22 protein-coding genes and 1 pseudogene are annotated in these 21,864 nt (G+C 47.6%); 16 read left to right on the top strand and 7 right to left on the bottom strand.

What is annotated here, in order from left to right; translation table 11 throughout:
- Window positions 1-33: 33 nt before the first annotated feature.
- A pseudogene (locus tag GGU45_RS15990) lies at window positions 34-288 on the top strand (DUF5615 family PIN-like protein); the annotation flags it as partial.
- Window positions 289-298: 10 nt separating this feature from the next.
- Here GGU45_RS15990 and GGU45_RS15985 read toward each other — a convergent pair.
- From GGU45_RS15985 to GGU45_RS15975, 3 genes are all read right to left on the bottom strand, one after another.
- Window positions 299-3,001, bottom strand: a complete 2,703-nt coding sequence (locus GGU45_RS15985; protein WP_435226406.1) for a family 78 glycoside hydrolase catalytic domain — start codon at window positions 2,999-3,001, stop codon at window positions 299-301.
- Window positions 3,002-3,095: 94 nt separating this feature from the next.
- Entirely contained in the window at window positions 3,096-4,106 is a 1,011-nt protein-coding gene (gene obgE, locus GGU45_RS15980) for a GTPase ObgE (RefSeq protein WP_435226404.1), read from the bottom strand.
- A gap of 269 nt (window positions 4,107-4,375) precedes the next feature.
- Complete coding sequence (locus GGU45_RS15975) at window positions 4,376-4,813, bottom strand: SET domain-containing protein (protein WP_435226402.1); 438 nt, start codon at window positions 4,811-4,813, stop codon at window positions 4,376-4,378.
- A 247-nt stretch (window positions 4,814-5,060) separates the two neighbouring features.
- On the opposite strand from GGU45_RS15975, the gene pnuC reads away from it, so the two are divergent.
- Together pnuC and GGU45_RS15965 are read left to right on the top strand one after the other, a co-directional pair.
- Entirely contained in the window at window positions 5,061-5,666 is a 606-nt protein-coding gene (gene pnuC / locus GGU45_RS15970) for a nicotinamide riboside transporter PnuC (RefSeq protein ID WP_435226400.1), read from the top strand.
- Complete coding sequence (locus GGU45_RS15965) at window positions 5,663-6,730, top strand: acyl-CoA dehydrogenase family protein (protein ID WP_435226399.1); 1,068 nt, start codon at window positions 5,663-5,665, stop codon at window positions 6,728-6,730. The genes pnuC and GGU45_RS15965 overlap by 4 nt, the downstream gene beginning before the upstream one ends.
- A 201-nt stretch (window positions 6,731-6,931) precedes the next feature.
- Here the strand turns inward: GGU45_RS15965 and GGU45_RS15960 are convergent, their stop codons facing one another.
- A complete protein-coding gene (locus GGU45_RS15960; protein ID WP_435226397.1) occupies window positions 6,932-7,432 on the bottom strand; it encodes a DinB family protein in 501 nt (166 codons plus the stop codon).
- A gap of 60 nt (window positions 7,433-7,492) precedes the next feature.
- Here GGU45_RS15960 and GGU45_RS15955 point away from each other — a divergent pair, with 60 nt between their 5' ends.
- From GGU45_RS15955 to GGU45_RS15930, 6 genes are all read left to right on the top strand, one after another.
- A complete protein-coding gene (locus GGU45_RS15955) occupies window positions 7,493-8,083 on the top strand; it encodes an acyl carrier protein phosphodiesterase (RefSeq protein WP_435226395.1) in 591 nt (196 codons plus the stop codon).
- A 12-nt stretch (window positions 8,084-8,095) separates the two neighbouring features.
- Window positions 8,096-8,656, top strand: coding sequence for a DUF2911 domain-containing protein (locus tag GGU45_RS15950; RefSeq protein ID WP_435226393.1), 561 nt, complete (start codon window positions 8,096-8,098; stop codon window positions 8,654-8,656).
- A 9-nt stretch (window positions 8,657-8,665) separates the two neighbouring features.
- Window positions 8,666-9,304, top strand: coding sequence for a DUF2911 domain-containing protein (locus tag GGU45_RS15945; protein WP_435226392.1), 639 nt, complete (start codon window positions 8,666-8,668; stop codon window positions 9,302-9,304).
- Between the two features lie 367 nt (window positions 9,305-9,671).
- On the top strand, window positions 9,672-9,998 hold the full coding sequence (locus GGU45_RS15940) for a four-helix bundle copper-binding protein (RefSeq protein WP_435226390.1): 327 nt from the start codon (window positions 9,672-9,674) through the stop codon (window positions 9,996-9,998).
- A 162-nt stretch (window positions 9,999-10,160) separates the two neighbouring features.
- Complete coding sequence (locus GGU45_RS15935; RefSeq protein ID WP_435226388.1) at window positions 10,161-10,985, top strand: SDR family oxidoreductase; 825 nt, start codon at window positions 10,161-10,163, stop codon at window positions 10,983-10,985.
- A gap of 132 nt (window positions 10,986-11,117) precedes the next feature.
- On the top strand, window positions 11,118-11,393 hold the full coding sequence (locus tag GGU45_RS15930) for a hypothetical protein (protein ID WP_435226386.1): 276 nt from the start codon (window positions 11,118-11,120) through the stop codon (window positions 11,391-11,393).
- 29 nt (window positions 11,394-11,422) lie between these two features.
- On the opposite strand, the gene lptB is transcribed toward GGU45_RS15930, so the two are convergent.
- Window positions 11,423-12,217, bottom strand: coding sequence for an LPS export ABC transporter ATP-binding protein (gene lptB, locus GGU45_RS15925; protein WP_435226384.1), 795 nt, complete (start codon window positions 12,215-12,217; stop codon window positions 11,423-11,425).
- A 205-nt stretch (window positions 12,218-12,422) separates the two neighbouring features.
- A complete protein-coding gene (locus GGU45_RS15920) occupies window positions 12,423-13,577 on the bottom strand; it encodes a peptidase associated/transthyretin-like domain-containing protein (protein ID WP_435226382.1) in 1,155 nt (384 codons plus the stop codon).
- Window positions 13,578-13,738: 161 nt separating this feature from the next.
- Between GGU45_RS15920 and metF the strand changes: the two genes are divergently transcribed.
- The 6 genes from metF to GGU45_RS15890 all read left to right on the top strand — a co-directional run bounded on the left by metF (window position 13,739) and on the right by GGU45_RS15890 (window position 19,390).
- Window positions 13,739-14,689 carry a methylenetetrahydrofolate reductase [NAD(P)H] gene (gene metF / locus GGU45_RS15915; protein WP_435226380.1) on the top strand — a complete coding sequence of 317 codons (951 nt, stop codon included), beginning with the start codon at window positions 13,739-13,741 and terminating at the stop codon, window positions 14,687-14,689.
- Window positions 14,690-14,746: 57 nt separating this feature from the next.
- Entirely contained in the window at window positions 14,747-15,049 is a 303-nt protein-coding gene (locus GGU45_RS15910) for a DUF1330 domain-containing protein (protein WP_435226378.1), read from the top strand.
- A gap of 1 nt (window position 15,050) precedes the next feature.
- Window positions 15,051-16,484, top strand: coding sequence for a 23S rRNA (uracil(1939)-C(5))-methyltransferase RlmD (gene rlmD / locus GGU45_RS15905; RefSeq protein WP_435226375.1), 1,434 nt, complete (start codon window positions 15,051-15,053; stop codon window positions 16,482-16,484).
- A 31-nt stretch (window positions 16,485-16,515) separates the two neighbouring features.
- A complete protein-coding gene (locus GGU45_RS15900; RefSeq protein WP_435226373.1) occupies window positions 16,516-17,199 on the top strand; it encodes a rhomboid family intramembrane serine protease in 684 nt (227 codons plus the stop codon).
- Window positions 17,200-17,255: 56 nt separating this feature from the next.
- Entirely contained in the window at window positions 17,256-18,194 is a 939-nt protein-coding gene (locus GGU45_RS15895) for a rhomboid family intramembrane serine protease (RefSeq protein ID WP_435226372.1), read from the top strand.
- A 71-nt stretch (window positions 18,195-18,265) separates the two neighbouring features.
- Window positions 18,266-19,390 (top strand): endonuclease/exonuclease/phosphatase family protein, encoded by a 1,125-nt coding sequence (locus tag GGU45_RS15890; RefSeq protein ID WP_435226370.1) that lies wholly within the window; start codon window positions 18,266-18,268, stop codon window positions 19,388-19,390.
- Between the two features lie 6 nt (window positions 19,391-19,396).
- Here the strand turns inward: GGU45_RS15890 and GGU45_RS15885 are convergent, their stop codons facing one another.
- Window positions 19,397-19,837, bottom strand: a complete 441-nt coding sequence (locus GGU45_RS15885; protein ID WP_435226368.1) for a hypothetical protein — start codon at window positions 19,835-19,837, stop codon at window positions 19,397-19,399.
- A gap of 296 nt (window positions 19,838-20,133) precedes the next feature.
- On the opposite strand from GGU45_RS15885, the gene cysS reads away from it, so the two are divergent.
- Window positions 20,134-21,636 carry a cysteine--tRNA ligase gene (gene cysS / locus GGU45_RS15880; RefSeq protein WP_435226366.1) on the top strand — a complete coding sequence of 501 codons (1,503 nt, stop codon included), beginning with the start codon at window positions 20,134-20,136 and terminating at the stop codon, window positions 21,634-21,636.
- Window positions 21,637-21,864 lie beyond the last annotated feature (228 nt).

The following is a 21,864-nucleotide window of genomic DNA, read 5'->3' as shown; positions in this document are numbered from 1 at the left end:
GAGTATGCCGGTTAAACTGTTAAATCGGCCTATGCGCTCAACCATCATACACTCTCAGATATCGATATTTACAATAAAGCAAAAGCCCATGGTAAGATAATATTCATTTCTAAGGACAACGCTTTTCCGGAACTCATAAGCCGGTTGGGCGCCCCCCCAAAACTAATCAGTATTAAAATAGGTAATTGCGATAACCGGGTTTTATGGAACATGTTGAAACCCAAAATACAGGAAATGATCTCCTATTTGTTAGCAGGAGAGGCTGACATTATCGAATTTGACCAATAAGAACATCCCATTATTTACCTGGTAAACTAAATCGGTATTTACCCGACCCCGTTTCAACTTTCAGATACCCGTCTTCGGACCCCAGCTCTTTGATGTCTTTTATAGCGGACAGGGGTTTGCCGGATTCGGTAACTGCTGCAGCATTTTCTGTTGGCAGGTACACTGTTGCCCTCGTATTGGCGGGTACGTCCACATTCACCACCACCTTGCCATCGGCTATTTCCCAACCGGCCATCGTTGTTCCATAATAAGTTTCTAACGATGCAGCGGCGTTTTTAAAATTGCCGCCAATATGGGGTTTTACTTTTATATGCTTATATCCTACACCATCATCTTCGGTATCGAGGCCCACCATCTTCCGGTACATCCAGTCGCCAATAGCCCCGTAAGCGTAGTGGTTATAGGAATTCATGGAAGGCGTTTGAAAACTGCCATCCGGCTTAATGCCATCCCAGCGCTCCCAAATAGTGGTAGCCCCCATTTTTACCGGGTACAGCCAGGAGGGATAGGTTTCCTGTAATAATAAGGTATACGCCATATCCGTATAACCAAAACGGGTAAGCACATGACATAAATAAGGGGTGCCCAAAAAGCCGGTTGTAAGATGGTTGTTATAGCTTTTGATATTTTCGACCAGTCGCTCAGCCGCCTGTTTCCGAAGCGGCTCCGGCAGCATATCAAAATGAAGTGCCAGCACATAGGCCGTTTGTGTGCCGGATACCAGCCGTCCGGAGGGAGTCAGGTACTCTTTTACAAATGCCGCCTTTATATTTTTCAATAATTGCGCATAGGCGGCGGCATCTTCCGTTTTTCCTAATACTGTTGCGGCGTTGATCAGCAATTGCACAGAATGTGCGTAAAAACACTGAGCAATAAGATATTTATCGGTCACCGCCGAACGTCCGTCATTATCATCACCCGGCCGGTAAAACAACCAGTCGCCATAATGAAAGCCCGTATTCCACAGATCATTTTTTGTGGTTTTGCGCACACTTTCCACATAGTTTTTCATACTATTGTATTGCTCTGCCAGAGTGCGTGTATCGCCGTAAGCGAGGTACAATTGCCAGGGAATAATGGTGGCCACATCGGCCCAGCCGGCGCTATTGGCCCCACTGCCCAGGATATTGGGTATCACAGAAGGTACGCGCCCATCCATCTGGTCTGCTTCAAGATCTTTCAGCCATTTGGTAAAAAAATTGTTCACCCCCATATTAAAGGCGGCCGTGCGAAAAAAGGCCTGTGCATCACCCGTCCAACCCAATCGTTCATCCCGCTGCGGGCAGTCTGTAGGCACATCCAGAAAGTTGCCCTTTTGTCCCCATTGAATGTTGTGCTGCAGCTGATTGATCAATTGATTGGAAGTGGTAAACGTTCCGGTAGGCTCCATATTGGAATAGAAGGCAACAGCTTCAAAATTATCGGGCGTAAGCGTACCCGGGTAGCCCTCCACTTTTACATAGCGGAATCCCTGCCAGGTAAAGTGGGGGTAAAAGGTTTCCTCGCCTCCGCCTTTAAGCACATAAGTATCCTGCGCTTTTGCGGCCCGCAGGTTTTCTGTGTAAAAGTTGCCGGCTTTGGTCAATACTTCAGCATGATGCAGGATCACCGAATCGCCCGCCGCTCCTTTTACCTTTACACGCACCCATCCCACCAGGTTCTGACCAAAATCCAGCACTGTTTCTCCAGCCGGTGTTTTTAATACTTTAACGGGTTTAAACACTTCGTGTGCTGTGATCATTTCGTTATAGGTAGCCAGCAGATTATTTTTATCGAAGGACTCCGTTTTTACCGGGGCCCAGTCTGCATCCCTATATCCCGCCAGCATCCAGCCGGTTTTATCTTTTCGCGCATCGATGGTTTCCCCGTTATATATTTCAGAATAGGTGATGGCTCCTGTGGCCGACTTCCAGGAGCCGTCAGACACAATAAGTTCCCGTGTTCCATCGGAATATATTACGTCCAGCTGCAGCAGCAACGCAATGTCTTTTCCATAAAAATCATGTTGATTTCTAAACCCGATATTGCCCCGGTACCAGCCATTACCCAGGGTAACGCCCAATGCATTGGCGCCCTGCTTCAGCAGGCTGGTAACATCATAAGTCTGATATTGCAATCTTTTTTTATAGGAGGTCCAGCCCGGTGTAAAATGCGCATCACCCACCCGGCTTCCGTTAATGGCGGCTTCGTACATTCCATGTGCGGTAATGTAGGCGGTAGCCCGGGCAATCTTTTTTGTAAGGCTGAATTCCTTCCGCATCAGGGGACTGGGCCGAAGCACCGCATCTTCTTCATAGCCGGGTGTGATCCATGTGGCCTTCCAGTCGGATGGTTCCAATAAAGCCATTTGAAAAACCGCGGGACGGCTCCAGGCAGAGGCCTTGCCGCTGTTGTCCCAAACCCGTACCTGCCAGTGGTATTTTTCACCGCTTTTTAATGCGGCGCCTTTATATGCAACATGCACGGAAGAATCGGAAGCCACTTTTCCACTATTCCAGGCTGCCGTTTTGTTCTGCATTACCCGTAGTTCATAGGCCGTTTGTATAACGTTTCTTTTATTGCTTTGCAACTGCCAGCTAAACCGGGGTTGAACCATATCAAGCCCGATGGGGTCGATGCGGTTTTCAGTACGCAGAGTTTCAACTTTTGTTTGTGCTGTTACCGTTAGGGAAAACAGGAGGATAATAACGACAAGCGATTTTTTCTTGTTCATGAGCAAGCTTTGTGATTGTTTATCAATAACATCGTTGCTCCGAAAATACAATGAATGATTGGGGAAACTGTCCTGTACAATCCTGAAACAGCCGCTACTGCCCTGGTTCCTGTACCGTATTTAATATTTCCCACAGCTTATCCTTTAATTGGGGAAGCCCCTGCTGCGCCACCGAGGAAATAAAAAGGTGGGGAATATGATCGGGCATTTCTTTGCTGATGGCAGTTTTTAGCTCGTCATCCAGCATATCGCTTTTGGAAATGGCAATAAGAAACTGTTTATGCAGCAGCTCCGGGTTGTATTGTTCCAGCTCGTTCATGAGCACATCAAACTCCTTGCGGTGGTCGGCACTATCGGCCGGAATCAAAAACAGCAGCACAGGATTGCGCTCAATATGCCGCAGAAAACGGTGCCCTAAGCCACGCCCTTCGGCGGCCCCTTCTATAATACCGGGCATATCGGCCATGCAAAAGCTACGGCCATCGCGATATTCCACAATACCAAGATTGGGGGTCAGCGTTGTAAATGCATAGTTACCGATTTTGGGTTTTGCCGCCGTGATTACGGAAAGCAGGGTCGATTTTCCGGCGTTGGGAAAACCCACCAGCCCTACATCGGCCAATACTTTTAACTCCAGTACCTTCCAGCCCTCAAGACCCGGCAAACCGGGCTGTGCATACTCCGGCGCCTGGTTGGTGGGTGTGGCAAAATTGGCATTGCCCAGTCCGCCCTTACCCCCCGGCATCCAGATAATTTCCTGGCCGTCTTCCAGGATCTCGGCTTCTTTTTCACCTGTTTCCTCATCCATGGCAATGGTACCCAGCGGCACCTCAATCACCACATCTTTTCCACTTCGACCGGTACAATTGTTATGTCCGCCGTTTTCGCCGTTCTCTGCCAGTATATTCTTAAAATAACGTAAATGAAGTAAGGTCCATAAGTTGCGGTTACCTTTTAAAATAATATGGGCGCCTCTTCCGCCGTCACCCCCATCGGGCCCACCTTTAGAGGTAAACTTATCCCTCAAAAAATGTTTGATGCCCGCACCGCCATGCCCGCTGCGACAAAATATCCGTATCTGGTCTACAAAATTGCTCTTTTCCATTAAAACAAAGATAACTGCATTCCTCAGAAGCTGTCTAAAAATGATATAACGGGGGACGCATTACATTCCTGTTACAAACTTCTTTTGCAGCCAGGTTTTAATGGCCGGATTTTGCAAGACTCACAAGGACTGTATCAAAAGCCGGAAGCAAATCATTGCCGGGACCTTGGAAATGCGGGAAGATGCTGATGTCCAGGTGCCGTTGACTTGCCGGTTTCCCGGCCAAATATCACGTTTGACAATCTCCGCTATTGCAGCGCTATACGAACTTATCCTTTTGATTTTTCTTTTTGAGCCTCCCTGTCAAACCGGATATTCTCCCGTACCTGCTTCCAGTACTGGGGGCCATAGGATACAAAAATTTCGCTCCCGGGGGCTATATCCGTTTTGGCAACCAGGTATACCCGGGTGCCATCTTCCAGGTACTCGGCATTGTTCCTGATGCCCTTTACCCGCTGCAATCCGGCAGCATCATTGGCATAACGTCCAAAGGATTTTGGATGTTTGCTGGCATCAATAACAGCATCATCGTTAATATGAAAAATATACCCGTTGTCCGCATCATCTTCCACCTCCTTCCAGGTAAGCAGATCGCCGGTATACTCCGTAACAATTTCTTTTTTTGCGATAGCAACTTTTGTAAATAATCCCTTGCCGGCATTGGGCAGGGAGGAAGTTTTTACGAATAAACGCTTCGATGATGGCATGTAAAAAAATTAAGCGGAGCGAATATATTACAAATCACTGCGAAAGTATAAAACAAGATAAAAATTATTTTTTGCTTACCTTCACCCCCAACACGGGGTGCCTTTCCCGCCGGTGGCGGGATGAAATCAAGGCTGAGATCATACCCATTGAGTTCTGACATCAACAGGCTCAGGAACCTGATCCGGGTAATGCCGGCGTAGGAAACAGCAGCATTTCAGCTGACCCCGTATTTGATTTTATAAGGTTATGGCAAACTGGGTCACCGTTTTTGTTGAAGAAATAAAGCATACAAGTGTTCTTGAGTGGCTGGGCGCCGGTTTTGGCGCCGCGGAGGTCTTGCTGGCGAAGGCCAACAAAATTGGGCTTTATCCCGCAGGCATCCTGTCTGTACTGATCAGCGTCTATTTGTTTATGTCCGCCGGCCTTTATGCCGAAAGCGCGCTGAACCTGTATTACCTGGTTATGAGCATCTATGGATGGTGGTTCTGGGCATTTAAACGCAGTTCCATTTCCCTGCCGGTAACAAGGGCTACTAAAAAGGAATGGCGCATTACCCTGTGTATCGCCCTCGGAGGATTCCTGCTGCTATATGTTGTACTCCGTTACATTATGAAATCCACAGTGCCTGTGATGGATGCCTTTGTAAGTGCCACGGCCTGGGCGGGCATGTGGTTACTGGCAAAACGCAAACTGGAGAACTGGATCCTGCTTAATATCAGCAATGCCGTGGCCATACCCCTTTTGTTTTACAAGCAGCTGCCGCTCTATGCCCTGCTAACCCTGTTCTTATTTATTGTTGCAGTGTTTGGCTTTTTTGAATGGAAGCGTATCCTCAAAACAGAAAAAAAATGATCAATCAACACATAGCGGCTGCATTGGCCGCACCGGCAAAAGAGGCCGATGCGCAAGCCCTGCTTACGCAGGCGCAGCTGGATATCATCTGCCGGGAAAAATGGTTCAGGCTTTTTGTTCCTGTCTCGCAGAACGGGCTGGGCCTGAGTTTGCCCGATGGGCTGCGGATGGAAGAAGCGTTGGCAAAGATTGATGGCAGCCTGGGCTGGACCATTACCCTTTGCAGCGGCGCCACACAATTTACCGGCTATCTGCCGCCTGCCCTTACCGGCGAAATTTTCAAAAACGACAGGGTTTGTTTTGGTGGCAGTGGCGCCCTCTCCGGAATTGCCCGGGAAACAAAAGATGGATATATCGTTAGCGGCGCCTGGAAATATGCCACCGGAGCCCCCTATTGCACGCATTTTACCGCCAACTGTAACATTGAAAAAGACGGGCAGCTTGTTACCGGTGCACAGGGCATACCGGTTTACCGGTCTTTTTTATTTACACGGGAAGAAGTGCTTGTTCACAACGATTGGGATACCATGGGGTTGAGGGCCACAGCCAGTGAAAGCTTTAGCGTTTCGGGCATAGAGGTACCCGCTGAGCGGAGTTTTATGATACATCCTGCAGCGGCCACCCTGCCCGGCGCCATCTACCGCTACCCCTTCCTGCAGTTTGCAGAAACCACACTTGCCGTAAACACGCTGGGAATGGCGCTGCACTTCCTGGAGGAATTGGAACAACTGGTACAGCAAAAATCCGGGAAAACAGCTGCTTTGTTGTTGATGCTGCAGAAAACACAACAAGCCAGCCAACACCTGCAAAAACTGCGGTCGCGCTTTTACACTGCTGTCGATGACTCCTGGAATTGTATTCTAAAACATGGGGCTGTCTCAGAGTCACTGCTACAAAGGGTTTCGGGGCAAAGCCGGCTGCTTGCCCAATTTTCCAGAAAGCTGGTTGCCGATCTGTACCCCGGCTGCGGTGTTGCTGCTACACAGAATGGCACCGTCCTCAACCGCATCTTCAGAGATATTTTTACGGCAAGCCAACATGCATTATTAAATACACCCCGGTAAACAAAAGGGTTCCTGTATAAGGAACCCTTTGTAAAAGTATTAAAGGACTTTTGTGTTGGAGCTTAAGACGCGGACTCTGCAGTTGGCTGACCGGCCTGCTTTTTCAGATTTGCGAGACCGTCTTTTCATTTATTTCCTTAACCAGAAACCTTATTTTTTATACCCGCTTTTTGGTCGGGGTTCATTTTACACCCGGCTCCGTTATGCAAACCGCTTGTCATCGGCAGAAGGACCGTAGCTTCCCGGCAGGGGTATATCCTGTAGCCGGTAATAAACGCCTAACTGCGCGCGGTGATGTGAAATTTGATTGAGCGAATGCCGGATAGCGCCATATTTTGTCCACTCTGCCAGCTTGTGCCCGTTTTGGGCAATACTCCAGTTGGGCAGCAATGCATCTTCGGTTGCGCCCTCCAACGCCCTCTTACTGGCATTGTAATTTTTATCCAGTTCTTCCAACAACTGTTCTCTTGATCCTATGTTTGCCGGCTTATAGTCACCGGTTGCAAAATCAAGCGTTTCCGTTGGCAGGATAAAAGAGGCCCAGCCAAAGATCTCCGCAATATGCCCGGCGAGCCGGTTCTGCTTCATGCTTTTTTGATGTGGCGCATAATCACCCTTATCGGCAGGATATAATTCAAAAAAATTTTTTGTAGTATGATATTCTTCCTCCAGCTCGGATTTCAATTGTTGCAGGGTGTCCATAATTTAATTTTAACGGATGGTGAAGATACACTTTTTCTGTTTTCCGACTACATTTGCGGCATGAATTTCCTGGCGCACGCATACCTCTCATTTGGTCATGAGGGTGTTCTTGTGGGTAATATGATCAGCGATTTCGTAAAAGGAAACCGCCAATTGGATTACCCCCCGGCCATCCGCACGGGCATCCGGCTGCACCGGGAAATTGATACCTTTACCGATGCCCACCCTGTCACACTTGCCGCCAAACAGGTTTTCAGAAAGGACTACCGGCTGTACAGCGGTGCTTTCATGGACGTTGTATATGATTATTTCCTGGCAAATGACGCAGCAGAGTTTCCACCCGGATCGCTCCAATTTTTTGCACAGCATACCTATGAAACCCTCGACCGCTATTTTGAGCAGCTGCCGGAACATTTCCGGCAAATGTTTTACTACATGAAACAGCAAAACTGGCTGTATCACTATAGCGAGCCTTCCGGAATTTACAAGAGCTTTGCAGGATTGGTACGCAGGGCCCGGTACCTGGATGACAGCCGTCCGGCCGAAAAACTATTTGAAGACAACATCAAACTTTTGGAGGAGCATTACCGTCTTTTTTGGGCAGACCTGAAACCCTTTGCAGCAGCGCAACTCAAAAGATTGACGAATTAAAACAGGAAGCGTATGACAAAGTATTTATTAGCAGCGACTATCGGCGTTTTGTTCATTTTGCCGGTTACCGCGCAATCCTGGATACCGGTAGACAAATCACCGATGGACCAGATCTACTACCCCGTGGATTATCCTTCCAAAAAAATCAGGGGAACCAGCGAACCCTTGCGCATGCGGGTCATTTACAGCCGTCCCGCCAGGAACAACCGAAAAATATTTAACTCCGATATTGTTCCCTATGGTAAAGTTTGGCGCATGGGTGCCAATGAAGCTACGGAGATTCAGTTTTTTACCGCGGCAACCATCGGTGGCAAAAAGATCCTCCCGGGCCGGTATACCCTGTATTGCATACCCACCGAAAAAGAATGGACATTTGTAGTAAATAAAGATACCGATGCCTGGGGGGCCTTTAATTATGATGCAGCAAAAGATGTGGTAAGGACCTCTGTGCCGGTGGAAGCGTTAAAAGATCCCATAGAATTCCTCACCATTGATTTTGAAAAAAGCGGATCAACTGTTAACTTGGCAATCGAATGGGATCAGAAAAAAGCATCCCTGCCTATTAATTTTTAACTATAACGAATGAATTGTCTAAAAGGCAGATTGTTCCTGCTTGCCGGCTTTGCCATACTGGTTGCCTGTAATCAGCAACCCGAAGCAAAGATCAAACCCGTACAACAGGCAAATACAGCCGGGGTAAAACAGCCGGTTAATGCCGGCAACCCCTATGAAGCAGTGGATGTATCTCCATTAGACATGAGCTACTACCCCGTTCATTACCCGCTCCAGAAAATGAGCGGGGGCACCAAAGAACGGCCGGTTATGCGCGTTATTTACAGCCGGCCGCACCTCCAGGGACGGTCCCTGTTTGGTACCGTACTCAAATATGATCACCCCTGGAGAATGGGCGCCAATGAGGCTACCGAGCTGGATATTTTCAAGCCCGTTTACCTTAACAATAAAAAAACAGGGCCGGGGCGGTACATTCTTTACAGCATTCCACACGAAAAAAGCTGGACCCTGGTACTTAATAATAACCTGGACACCTGGGGTCTTAACCAGGATAGCACCCAAGACCTTATGCGGGTGGAAGTGCCGTCCACAGATGACAACCCGCCCATCGAATACTTTACCATGGTCTTTAAACAAACCGATACCGGTGCCGACCTGTTAATTGCCTGGGGAACCACCCTGGTAAAGCTTCCATTTGTTATAAAATAACGCGTTTCGGGCAAAGAAAAGACATATACTTCTGCATTAAAAACTGTGGCTCAGGTTTTCACCCGTAGTGCAGATCAAATAGCCTAAATAAAGCCAGGGAGATCAGATATCGCCTCTTTTGTATTTTACTGTTGCTAAAACACTGCCGCTATTGTTTACAGGCGTTTTAATTGGTTTGTTGATTCAAAAATAGCAGTGGAAGGCCCTGTATGCCAAGCCGTTTGTAGCAGAACGGGCAATAAAAAGGGGCGAACAGCAGATTTACGGGGGTGAAAAGCAATAGCCCCCGCAGTCCGCATATCTTTAAAACAGGCATATTGTTTGTCCCTGTTACAGGGTCTCTATTTTTCATAAAAAAGCAAACATTATGGATCCTATTGGTAATTATTTAGCAGTACTGCTCAACCGGTGCGCGGCGGTTTGCGATCACTGTGCAGCCGCCTGTTTGCAGGAGGAAGCAGTTGAACACCTGGCGGATTGTATTCGTACAGATATTGCCTGTGCCGCGGTTTGCCGTACCACCGGCCTGTTGCTGGAGCAGGGCATTGGGGAGCAAAATGCCCTGTTGCTTTGCGCAGAAGTATGTAAACTTTGCGCGGACGAGTGCAGCCGGCACAACCATGACCATTGCAGGGCCTGTGCGGAGATCTGCAATGAATGTGCGGTAGAGTGCGGCCAGTCGGCAGTTGCATAAACAGTGATGAAAATATTCCCCGGTATGTGTATCTTTTTCTATCACGATTCCGAAGGTTCGGAAACATAGATCCATACAGGCTTTCAACTTTAAGCGCCTAAACTGTTCTTGTGCAGCACCGCTTTTTAACCGGGTATTGCAACCGATTTCGTAACTTACCCTATGATTTTTAAAGATACTACCGTTGTCATTTCCGGCGCTACCCGGGGCATTGGAAAAGCCATTGCCCTGAAGCTGGCCGCCACGGGAGCCAATATTGTAATTGCTGCCAAATCCGTAACCGAAAACGAAAAACTGGGCGGAACTATTTACTCCGCCGCTGAAGAAATGGAGGCTGCGGGCGGCCAGGCATTGCCCGTTGCCTGCGATGTGCGTATGGAAGACCAGGTAAAAAGTGTGATGGAACAGGCAGTTGCCAAATTTGGGAGTGTAGATATTGTCATCAACAATGCTTCTGCCATTTCCCTGACCGATACCGCCGCCACCCCCATGAAGCGGTACGACCTGATGCAGGAAATTAATGTAAGAGGAAGCTTCCTGATGGTGCAGGCAGCCCTGCCTCATCTGAAAAAATCGGCCAATGCACATATCTTAACCTTGTCGCCGCCGGTTAACCTCAACGCCAAATGGCTGGGGCCGCATATTGCCTATACCATCTCCAAATACAATATGAGCCTCCTTACCCTGGGCTGGGCCGCAGAATTTAAAAATATACCCATTGCCGCCAATGCCTTATGGCCTAAAACAACGATCGACACCGCGGCCGTGCGCAACCTGCTGGGCGGGCAGGCCCTGGCCCGGATGAGCCGTACCCCGCAGATCGTGGCAGATGCTGCATTTTACATCCTGCAACAAAAAGCGGGCGAATGCACGGGAAATTGTTTTATTGATGAGGATGTTTTGAAAGTATCAGGTATTACCAATTTTGACTCCTACGCGGTTACTCCCGGAGAACAATTATATACAGACCTTTTTTTAGATAATTAGCCTTTTTTTCATAAGAAAATACAAAAACCCCGAAAAAGACCCTCAGGCATCGCAGTCTTGCACAATGTTTGAGCATCCTGGATAGGAGCCGGCATTGGATCTGTAAATGCCCATCAAATCAAAAATCATTTTATGGATAAAAGAGAAAAATTAGCCGCGATGGACAAGGTCCTGCGTGAGCTGGAGGATCTTAAAAACAGCGAAACAGCTGTTTTAAAAAAAATTGCCCAGGTAGAAGCAGAGAATATTAACCTGGGAATAGGTGTATTGGAACTGGCGCTGCCGGATATACATGAAAATATCCATACAACGATCGAGCAGGTTGAGGAAGTTATCAGCCGGTTTACCGACCACCGCAACCAATTTTCAAAAGATCATAAACTGGAGGAGCCGGAAGATCAACTGTAATGTAAAATATTGAATGAAGAATATATCATCTATTCATTGTTTACCCGCAGATCTTCAGCAGCGCTCTGCTGCGCTTCTTCGTGCAGGTAGTCCTTGCGTTTCAGTTCAAAATTGCGGCCCAGGTACAGGCGGCGCACCTGCTCATTGGCAGCCAGCTCCTCTGCCGTGCCCTTTTCAAATATTTTTCCATCAATAAGCAGGTAGGCCCGGTCGCAGATCGAAAGCGTTTCATTTACGTTATGATCCGTGATCAGGATGCCAATATTCTTGTATTTCAATCGGGCCACAATGCTTTGAATATCCTCTACTGCAATCGGGTCAATCCCTGCAAACGGCTCATCCAGCAGGATAAATTTCGGATTTACGGCAAGGGCCCGGGCAATTTCGGTCCGTCTCCGCTCCCCCCCGCTCAGCACATCCCCATTGCTCTTGCGCACATGCCCCAGACGAAACTCGCCCAATAATGATTCCAGTTTCTCCTTTTGCTCAGCCCTGGGAAGTTTGGTCATTTCCAGTACGGCCGCAATATTGTCCTCCACACTCAGCTTCCGGAAAACAGAAGCCTCCTGGGGCAGGTACCCAATCCCCATCTGCGCCCGTTTGTACATGGGTAATTTGGTAATATTCAGGTCATCTAAAAATACATCTCCTTCATCCGGCTTGATAAGGCCCACCACCTGGTAAAACGAGGTGGTTTTCCCCGCACCATTCGGCCCCAGCAGTCCTACGATCTCCCCCTGGTTCACCTCAAAAGAAACGTGGTTTACCACCGTACGCTCACCATAGCGTTTTACCAGATCCTTGGTATGTATTTTCATTAACATGCCCGGCAAAAATAAGAAAGCTTCCACACTATTCTTCAGCAGGCTTCGTTAAATGTTGAAACGACCTGTTAATGGCCAGCCGCCCTTGTTCAGCCATCAGCATCCCGGAACTTTGGGAGCGCATCCGGCGCGGTATCGAATATCATGACAAACAGCCGGTATAAAAAACAGCACCCGGATCTAAACGGCACTTTAAACTCCCTTTTTAGTCCTCCAGCACCATTTCCCCGGCGGCAGCCGCCGCGGTGGCCTCTTTCCACGGAATGAGTTCCGTGGGTTTTGAAATTTCGCTAAATGTGAGGGTCTCCCCCAGCAGGGCATTCTGATCAAAAGGGCCATGTTCTTTCACGCGGAGGGTAATATAGGCCTGCTTTAACCGGGCAGCCTGCACCATGCCCGGGTCGTTGATCCGTGTTTGTGTCCGGATATTCTCGCTCGAAAAAGACTGCAGGTAATATTTCCGGTTGGCCGCCATTTTATAATGAACAATGATACTGGCGTATTCCTTTTCTATTGCATATTGGTAGTCGCGCCTCGGATACCGGACCAGATTCACATAAAACGAAACAAAGGCCCGCGTTTCTTTATCGATATATACCGTTCCTTCCATCAAAAGGTCCGATTTTGCCCGGGTTTGAAAGGCGATCACATAGAGTTGCTGGTTTGCCGTTACAGAATCCGGCTTTCGGATAAAACGGTACAGCCGCATATTTTCCTCTGAAAATACCTGTCGGTGCACATAGTCGACACCCTTTACAAAATAATAGCCACCGGAAAAAACCGCGCTACGGGCAAGGTTGCTGTCGCGGACCATTATACCGGATTTGTTCTGTATCAGGTTCAGCATTGCCGGCACTGGCTTGCAATAAGAAGGGATTTGGGCTCTTACAAGGGCCGTATCTTCATACACAACACCTTCATCGTTAAACGATTCCCTTGCAACATGATACCCCTCGGTCAGGATCTTTTTTCGTGGGTAGTTACCGCAAACAGCCCGGTTTGCCATCCTGATGATCTCTTCTGCATTGTTTGCAGACGGTACGATCACTTCATCCATCTCCTTTACACGCTTGTTCAGTTTTATCAGCTGAAATACTTCCGGAACGCCCGTTAGTACGGTGTCTCTGAAACTAATATGTGAAACATGGATCGTATTGGGTGTTTTGCCGGGTGCATGTATTTCAAAATAACCATCTTTTCCCGCCTGGACAGCTACCCCGTTAATCGTAACCGTGGCATGGGCTACAGGACGCTCCGAATAATTGTCCAGAACCCGGCCCGTAAATATGCGCTGCGCCCCGGAAACAAAAGGGAACAGGCAACAAAAAGCAGTTATTAAACGCATCGTCCGGAACTTCATCAGGCAGCTTATTTGACACTAAAATAGCAAACACTTCTGAATGCATCAAACAGCGGCCCCAACGCCTTGCCCACCCGGAATATAAAGCCCTGCCTGAACCAAATCCGGAACATAAAACCCGAAGCCGCATTACTGGCATCTTTCCATTAGTTTTGCAGCCTATGAAGGTGATCGATCATATTAATAATGCAAAGGAAACATTGATTTCTTTTGAAATATTGCCCCCGTTAAAAGGAAAGGGCATTGAGGCGCTGTATGACCATCTGGACCCGTTGATGGAATACAAACCGGCGTTTATCAATGTTACCTATCACCGGAGTGAACATATCTTTAAAAAGAACGCGGATGGGAGTTTTAAAAAAGTGATCGTACGCAAACGCCCCGGAACGGAAAGCATTTGCGCCGCCATCATGAACAAATACAATGTGGATACCGTTCCGCACCTGATCTGTGGCGGCTTTAGTATTAATGAAACCGAAGATGCGCTTATTAACCTGAACTACCTGGGCATTGACAATGTTCTGGTGCTGCGCGGGGACGCTGCCAAGAACGAAACAGCCTTTATTCCGCAACCAGACGGACATCCTTACGCCGTTGACCTGCTAAAACAGGTGGTGGACCTTAACAACGGGATCTATCTGGAAGAAGACCTGAAAAATTCGCAGAAGACCGATTTTTGCATCGGCGTGGCCGCTTACCCCGAAAAGCATTTTGAGGCTCCCAATATGGAAACCGATATGGCCTACCTGAAGACAAAAGTGGATGCCGGGGCCGACTATATTGTAACACAGATGTTTTTTGATAATGCAAAGTATTATGCTTTTGTAGAAACCTGCCGCAAAGCGGGGATCACTGTGCCCATTATACCGGGGCTGAAGCCGGTTTATACACTCAAACAGCTGAATGTGTTGCCTAAAACATTCCATATCGACCTGCCCACGGATCTTTCAAAAGAAATGATGAAATGCAAGAGCAATGAGGATGTAGAAAAGGTAGGTACCGAGTGGTTGCTGATGCAGTCAAAGGACCTCAAAAAGAGCGGGGTACCCGTGCTGCATTACTATACGCTGGGCCGGCCCCAGATCATCAGCTCGGTTATAAAAGAACTGTAATATTCCAGGAAACGCATAGCCGGAAGGCCGCAAACATGTAATTATTGAATTGCCCGGATGATATTTATTACACAACTCATTTACATCAATGAAGGAAGCGAGGCCATTTTTCATGAGTTTGAGCAACTGGCCATTCCATTGATAGCGAAATATAACGGACGCCTTTTGTTCCGGTTACGCCCGCAAAAAGCAGCTTTTATTGAAATAAATACGGAACCGCCTTACGAAGTACACCTGGTCTCTTTTGAAACAGAAGCGGATTTCGGCCGGTTCCTGGAAGATGAGGAACGAAAACAATTTTTACATTTAAAGGAACAATCCATCCGGTCGGCTGTTCTCATTCAGGGAAAACAACTATAAAATGGCTCGGAAAAAGAAAAAAAATATCATTCTTGAAAATATCCTGATCGAAGACTATGCTGCCGAAGGCCGGTCCATCGCCCGCGTGGATGGTAAAGTGATCTTTGTAGAACAGGTGGTTCCCGGGGATGTGGTGGATATCCGCCTTGGAAAGAATAAAAAAGACTGGGCCGAGGGCCACCCCCTCGCCTTCAGATCCTATTCCAAAGAGCGCGTAGACCCCTTTTGTACGCATTTTGGGGTTTGCGGAGGCTGCCAGTGGCAGATGCTGCCTTACGAAAAACAACTGCAATACAAACAACAACAGGTAAAGGACAACCTTCAACGCATCGGAAAGATCCCGCTGCCGGAAATGCAGCCCATCCTGGGTGCCGCCAAAACCCGGATGTACCGCAATAAGATCGAATATACTTTTGGTACTGAATTGTTTATGCCCAAAGAGCAGTTTAATGCGCTAAAAGAGCAGGGCATTAACCCACATGAATACGGTAGGCAGGGCGTTGCCGGCTTTCATGGCAAGGGCTTCTGGGATAAAATCGTTGACATCCGTACCTGTTATTTACAGGAAGAGCCCACCAATGCCATCCGCCTGGCGGTAAAAGCCTTTGCTAAGGAACATGAATACAGTTTTTACGACCTCCGGCAGCATACGGGCTTCTTCCGCACCATGCAGGTACGCCTTTGCGAAACCGGTGAACTGATGGTAAACCTGGTAATGGGAGAAGATGATCCCGAAAAACGGGAAAAAATACTGGAACATCTTCGGGCACAATTTCCGCAGATAACCACCCTGCTCTACACAATTAATACAAAGAGGAACGACAGTCTTTATGACCTGGAACCGGTGGCCTGGTATGGCCCGGGCTACGTAACCGAACAGCTGGAGCAGTACCGGTTTAAAATTGGCCCCAAGTCTTTTTTCCAGACCAATACAGCGCAGGCTGTCGAATTATACCGCGTAACACGCCATTTTGCAGAGCTTTCCGGAACGGAAATCCTGTATGACCTGTATTGCGGCACCGGAAGCATCGGCATTTTTTGTAGCGAAAAGGCTGCAAAAGTGATTGGAGTAGAGGTGATCGATGCCGCTATTGAGGATGCCCGCGAAAATGCCGCCTTAAATGGCCTGGATAAAACCCATTTTTATGCTGGGGATGTCATTGACATCTGTTCCGATGCTTTTTTTGAACAACATGGACGCCCGGATGTTATAATAACCGATCCGCCAAGGGCAGGCATGCATGAGAAACTGGTACAGAAGATTAATGAAATGGCTGCACCCGTTGTTGTGTATGTGAGCTGTAATCCGGCCACCCAGGCAAGAGACCTGGCCTTATTGAATGAAAAATATGAAGTAACAAAAATTCAGCCGGTGGATATGTTTCCGCATACACTGCATATTGAGAACGTGGTACAACTAAAACTCCGGTCCTGATCTTTCGCCAAGCTTTAATACAAAATATTTCATGAATTCTTATTTTACCAGACCCCCCGAAAAATTCCCCCCCGCCATTAAATACCTTATTGCCATTAACGTGGTGGTTTGGGTAGCGCAGCTTCTGTTCGACAACAGGTATGGTCAATCTACAGTAATAATCGGAAATGTATATGACAGCGTAGGGTTTCTTACCGGCAAACTGGGGCTTTGGCCCATCGGTGAGGGATTTAAACCCTACCAGCTGATCACCCATATGTTTGCCCATGCGGCCTCCGGTTCGCAAATGTTCTTTCACATCCTTTTTAATATGTTTACCCTTTGGATGTTTGGGCGCATCCTGGAAAATGTTTGGGGCGCCAAACGGTTCCTTATTTTCTATTTTATTTGCGGGCTGGGTTCTGCGGCGCTGCACCTGGCCGTTCAATATTACACCAATACCGGCAGTATGGCCGTAGGCGCTTCCGGGGCTGTAATGGGCGTGCTGGTAGCTTTTGCGCTAACATTTCCGAACACAGAGCTCTACATTATGTTTATACCGGTTCCGGTAAAGGCCAAATGGGCCATCACCGGTTTAATCCTCATCGACCTGTTTTTTGGGCTGTACAGTGCATCCGGCGATAGCATTGCACATTATGCACACCTTGGGGGAGCCGTTACCGGTTTTATCCTGATGAAGATCTGGAATAAAACAAACCGGCGCAATTTTTACTAAATTTATCTTAAATAAGAAATCAACTTTTAACCCTTTAATTTTGTTGGGTAATTGATATGGGTATTTCTGACAGAAACTATGACAGCCGGTTGTCGTTTGGCACACGGGTAAATCCACTGGTCATACTGATCGCCATCAGCATGATCCTGTTTGTAGTCCTTGCATTCTTTAAAGCGCTTACCTATCTGCGTTTTGATGAAGGGGGAAATGTAACCGGGTATTTTAACGACCATATTCTCAGCACCATTGCCTTATCTCCTAAACTGAGCACTGCGGTGGCCAAAATATGGACCTTCGTAACCTATTCGCTTGTGCAGGTGAATGTATGGGAGCTTATTGCCAATATGTTATGGCTTTGGTGTTTTGGCTTTATTTTTATCGATATCACCGGAAACCGGAAGCTGATCCCCCTGTTTATTTATTCCACCCTTTTTTCGGGGCTTGTTTACGTTTTTGTTTGTAAGTCCATGCATCCGGAAACACATGCATTTCCCTATTTCAGCGGCTCGGGCGCCTGCATCCTGGCCATTGCTGTTGCGGCAACCACTATTTCTCCTAATTATAAGTTATTTCCGATGCTCAACGGGGGCATCTCCCTCTGGGTCATCACACTTATTTATGCGGTCGTGGATTTTGCCACCATACCGCCGGGGGTGCCTGCACTCTATTTTTCGCAGCTTACAGGGGCACTCACCGGTTTTCTGTTCATTTATCTTTTAAGAAAGGGATTTGACGGAAGCGAATGGATGAACCGGGTGTACGATTGGTTCATCAACCTGTTTAACCCCGAAAAAGCGGAGAACCGGAAAAAAATAAAGGACGCTTATTTTTATAAGACCTCTGCTGAACCCTTTACAAAAACTGCCCGGCTTACCCAACAACGCCTGGATTCAATTCTTGACAAAATGAATCAATCGGGTGGATATGAAACACTTACACAAGAAGAAAAAGACTTTTTAAACCGCGCCAGCCAGGAAGATCTTAAAGGAAAATAGGCAAAATCGTTCCCCGGTTTTTGCCAGTTTGCTGATAACTTAACTATCTTTCGGGTTGAAAGAATCCGTAAATGAGCATTTTTGCAAAAATCAGCAATAAGGTTTTACTGGGCATCAATATTTTGGTGGTCCTCTTTTTCTTATTGGCTTGTCTTGCTGCTTATATCAGCCCAATGGACTGGCCGGTTCTTTATATTTTCAGCCTGGCTTTTCCGTTTTTGCTGTTATTGGTTTTAGTCTTTTTAGGCTGGTGGATCTTTATTAAAAAAAAATGGGCCCTGATCTCTGCAATTGCCGTGGTGCTGGGGGGCGGCGCTATTACGAATTTCTTTGCCTTTAATTTGAGAAAGCCGTTTAAACAGGAAAAAAAAGCAGATCATATCCGTATCGCCACCTGGAACGTTGCCCGTTTTGTTGAGATGGTGGTCAACAACAATAAAGGGAGCCAGACCCGGTACAAAATGCTGCAGCAGATCAAGGCCGTTAATGCCGATATCTTATGTTTCCAGGAATTCAGCTCCTCCATCAACCCGGACTGGTACAACAATATTGTTGCCGTAAGCAAGGGAATCGGGTATCCTTACTTCTATTATTCACACGACTGGGATGGCGACCGGTTATTTAACGGTAGCGTTATTTTTAGCCGGTTCCCGATTATTGATACCGGCATTGTACGTTATCCACGGCCTACCTTGCCGGAAGCCCTCTTATTTGTGGATATCAAAAAAAACAACCAGCGTTTCCGTGTTTACACCACGCACCTGCAATCGAACCAGTTCCGTAAGGAAGACATTTCGAAAATTGAAGCCTTAAAAAAAGCAAAGGGAAATATCCTCAGCAATGCCTTTTATATTTTTACCAAGCTAAGAACAGCCATCCAGCACCGGAGCATACAGGCCGATATGATGCCCGAGATATTGAAGAACAGCCCCAGCCCTACTATCTTTTGCGGCGATCTTAATGATGTGCCCAACTCCTACACGTACCATACCGTGAAGGGATCGATGCAGGATGCATTTCTGAAAAAAGGGCTCGGGATCGGCCGGACCTATAATTCCCTGTCGCCCACGCTCCGGATCGACTATATTTTTACCGATCATCATTTTGAGATCGACCAGATAAAGCGGGTGACCACCAATTACTCCGACCACTATATGATGGTTTGTGACCTGAAGCTGGCTCCTGCGTCTAATTAAAGAAGGCTACCAGTCCTCCGCAGCTTTCACCGCCAGCAGCGGCGCCAGTATTTCATCATTAAAAAGCGACTCCAGCAGCTCCTTCAGCGGCCGGTTTTTTAATTTGCCCTTTTTATCATATACAAACCAGCCCCGATTCAGGAAGATCACCGTTCCCGGGCTGTTTACCGCTAATACGGCTGCCACAGAATCGATCCGGGGGTTAAAACTGCGTATGTTTCTGATGAGCGGGGCATTCACTTTTATTTTACCCTCCTTAAACTCAAAACTGGCCTGGAAGGTAACGTCATAGTCTTTTCCATAATAGTTAAGCCCGTGGCGGTCTGTTGCCTGGAACACGATCTCCCTGCCCGGGTCCGTTGATATCCGGTCGCGAAAAGAACCAAAACTGGTTTGTATCCGACGTTCAACGGCATCAAACAATTGCTGCTGCGAGGCCCCAGGCACTGTAATTACATAGTATCCCTTTCCTCCGGAAGTGACAAACCCTCCGGTTTCAGCAAAAACTGCGCATCACTTTTCGACAACAGGAAAAAGGAAGCAACCAGTAAAAAACGGTATTTCATAAAAATGGTTTTGATCTGTTTATCAGACGATGATCATGCCGCTGAAATTGCAGGTCATCCCGGATTTAGCGCCGGTTTAACAGATCCGGCGGTGGCGTATATTCATTTTTCTTTTTATCCATCCCCGGTCAAATACCAGCAGCCTCCTTTATATTTGTACTCTTACAAAAAGATGGTATGAGCACACTTAAGATACATAATTCCTATTCGCGCCAGAAGGAGCTGTTTGAACCGATTACGCCGGGCTATGTAGGAATGTATGTTTGCGGGCCTACGGTAAGCGGCGAAAGTCACCTCGGACACGCCCGCCCGTATATTACATTTGATGTGGTATTCCGTTACCTGCAGCACCTGGGGTATAAAGTGCGCTATGTGCGCAATATTACGGATGCCGGGCATTTTGAGGAAGAAGGCCGTGAAGCAGAGGATAAAATTTCCAGCAAGGCGGTGCTCGAAAAGCTGGAGCCGATGGAGCTGGTACAGAAGTACACGAACCTTTTTCATTGGGCCATGGGCCTCTTTAATACCATTTCCCCCTCCATTGAGCCAACAGCCACCGGGCATATTGTGGAGCAGATCGAGATGATCAAAAAGATCATCACAGACGGGTATGCATACGAGAACAATGGATCCGTATACTTTGATGTAAAAAAATACGCAGCCGGACACGATTACGGAAAACTCAGCGGCCGGAAGATAGACGACCTGCTGGAAGCCACCCGGGAGCTGGAAGGGCAGGAAGAAAAAAAGGACGCAGCCGATTTTGCGCTTTGGAAGGCAGCGCCCCCCAAACATATCATGCGCTGGAACAGCCCCTGGGGCGAAGGGTTTCCCGGCTGGCATATCGAGTGCTCGGCCATGGCTACAAAATACCTGGGATCTTATTTTGATATCCATGGTGGCGGTATGGACCTCCAGTTTCCGCACCATGAAAGTGAGATTGCGCAAAGCACCATCTGCAATGGCCATTCACCGGTAAAGTACTGGATGCATAATAATATGATCACGATCAATGGCCGCAAGATGGGCAAGAGCTATAACAATGTGATCAAATTAACGGAACTGTTTAGCGGCGATCACCCCTTGCTTACCCAGGCCTACCACCCGATGGTGGTGCGGTTCTTTATTCTTCAAAGCCATTACCGCAGTACGCTCGACTTCAGCAACGAAGCACTGCAGGCTTCCGAAAAAGGATTGAAACGGCTTTGGGAAGCTTATGAAAACCTGAAACGCCTGCAGGACCGGGGCAGTGAGCTACAGGAAACAGCCGCCGACCCGGAGCTGGATGCCCGGCTGCAGAAACTGGTAGCGGAGTTTGATGCATTCATGAGCGATGATTTCAATACCGCCAAGGTATTGGCTAATATGTTTGAACTGGCTCCCGTCATCAATAGCCTGAAGGACAAAACCATTGCCCTCAACAGCATTTCAAAAGCAACGTTTGAGCTGCTGCAGGGGCAGATGCATACTTACCTGGAAACGATCCTGGGACTGACATCGGTTTCTGCAGCAGACAATGAAAAACTGAAGGACGTAATGCAGCTGCTGATCGATATCCGGAAGGAAGCCCGCAGCCGGAAAGATTTTGTAACATCGGATAAGATCCGCAACCAGCTGGCAACGATCGGGATTCTTTTAAAAGATGAAAAAGACGGGAATATCAGCTGGAGTGTGGAGTAACCGCAAGGAGGCACTCAAAAGTCGCTTTACAGCACGATGTCGTTCTGAAGATGTCATCCCGGGCCTGATCCGGGATCTATTCTTGTTTCAGCATCTATTGACTAACAATCATCATTAGATGTCGAAACAATCCCGGTCGCCATCGCATGTGCGTCAAGTTAAGAACAGATCATGTTGCCATGAAATGTAGTACGGGTAAGCCTTTCGCGCCAAAAAGATCGCATCTTT

Source organism: Niabella hirudinis (assembly GCF_051201075.1).
In the GTDB taxonomy this organism is placed as follows: Bacteria; Bacteroidota; Bacteroidia; order Chitinophagales; family Chitinophagaceae; genus Niabella; species Niabella hirudinis.
This window is presented reverse-complemented; position numbering and strand designations above follow the sequence as displayed.

Coding starts and splice junctions, on each gene's coding strand:
- obgE (WP_435226404.1), bottom strand. CDS start 4,106: ATGGAAAAGAGCAATTTTGTAGACCAGATACGGATATTTTGTCGCAGC.
- GGU45_RS15945 (WP_435226392.1), top strand. CDS start 8,666: ATGAATTGTCTAAAAGGCAGATTGTTCCTGCTTGCCGGCTTTGCCATA.
- GGU45_RS15920 (WP_435226382.1), bottom strand. CDS start 13,577: ATGAAGTTCCGGACGATGCGTTTAATAACTGCTTTTTGTTGCCTGTTC.
- metF (WP_435226380.1), top strand. CDS start 13,739: ATGAAGGTGATCGATCATATTAATAATGCAAAGGAAACATTGATTTCT.
- GGU45_RS15895 (WP_435226372.1), top strand. CDS start 17,256: ATGGGTATTTCTGACAGAAACTATGACAGCCGGTTGTCGTTTGGCACA.
- GGU45_RS15900 (WP_435226373.1), top strand. CDS start 16,516: ATGAATTCTTATTTTACCAGACCCCCCGAAAAATTCCCCCCCGCCATT.
- pnuC (WP_435226400.1), top strand. CDS start 5,061: ATGGCAAACTGGGTCACCGTTTTTGTTGAAGAAATAAAGCATACAAGT.
- GGU45_RS15965 (WP_435226399.1), top strand. CDS start 5,663: ATGATCAATCAACACATAGCGGCTGCATTGGCCGCACCGGCAAAAGAG.
- GGU45_RS15930 (WP_435226386.1), top strand. CDS start 11,118: ATGGATAAAAGAGAAAAATTAGCCGCGATGGACAAGGTCCTGCGTGAG.
- GGU45_RS15910 (WP_435226378.1), top strand. CDS start 14,747: ATGATATTTATTACACAACTCATTTACATCAATGAAGGAAGCGAGGCC.
- GGU45_RS15890 (WP_435226370.1), top strand. CDS start 18,266: ATGAGCATTTTTGCAAAAATCAGCAATAAGGTTTTACTGGGCATCAAT.
- GGU45_RS15985 (WP_435226406.1), bottom strand. CDS start 3,001: ATGAACAAGAAAAAATCGCTTGTCGTTATTATCCTCCTGTTTTCCCTA.
- GGU45_RS15975 (WP_435226402.1), bottom strand. CDS start 4,813: ATGCCATCATCGAAGCGTTTATTCGTAAAAACTTCCTCCCTGCCCAAT.
- GGU45_RS15950 (WP_435226393.1), top strand. CDS start 8,096: ATGACAAAGTATTTATTAGCAGCGACTATCGGCGTTTTGTTCATTTTG.
- GGU45_RS15940 (WP_435226390.1), top strand. CDS start 9,672: ATGGATCCTATTGGTAATTATTTAGCAGTACTGCTCAACCGGTGCGCG.
- rlmD (WP_435226375.1), top strand. CDS start 15,051: ATGGCTCGGAAAAAGAAAAAAAATATCATTCTTGAAAATATCCTGATC.
- GGU45_RS15935 (WP_435226388.1), top strand. CDS start 10,161: ATGATTTTTAAAGATACTACCGTTGTCATTTCCGGCGCTACCCGGGGC.
- GGU45_RS15960 (WP_435226397.1), bottom strand. CDS start 7,432: ATGGACACCCTGCAACAATTGAAATCCGAGCTGGAGGAAGAATATCAT.
- GGU45_RS15955 (WP_435226395.1), top strand. CDS start 7,493: ATGAATTTCCTGGCGCACGCATACCTCTCATTTGGTCATGAGGGTGTT.
- lptB (WP_435226384.1), bottom strand. CDS start 12,217: ATGTTAATGAAAATACATACCAAGGATCTGGTAAAACGCTATGGTGAG.
- cysS (WP_435226366.1), top strand. CDS start 20,134: ATGAGCACACTTAAGATACATAATTCCTATTCGCGCCAGAAGGAGCTG.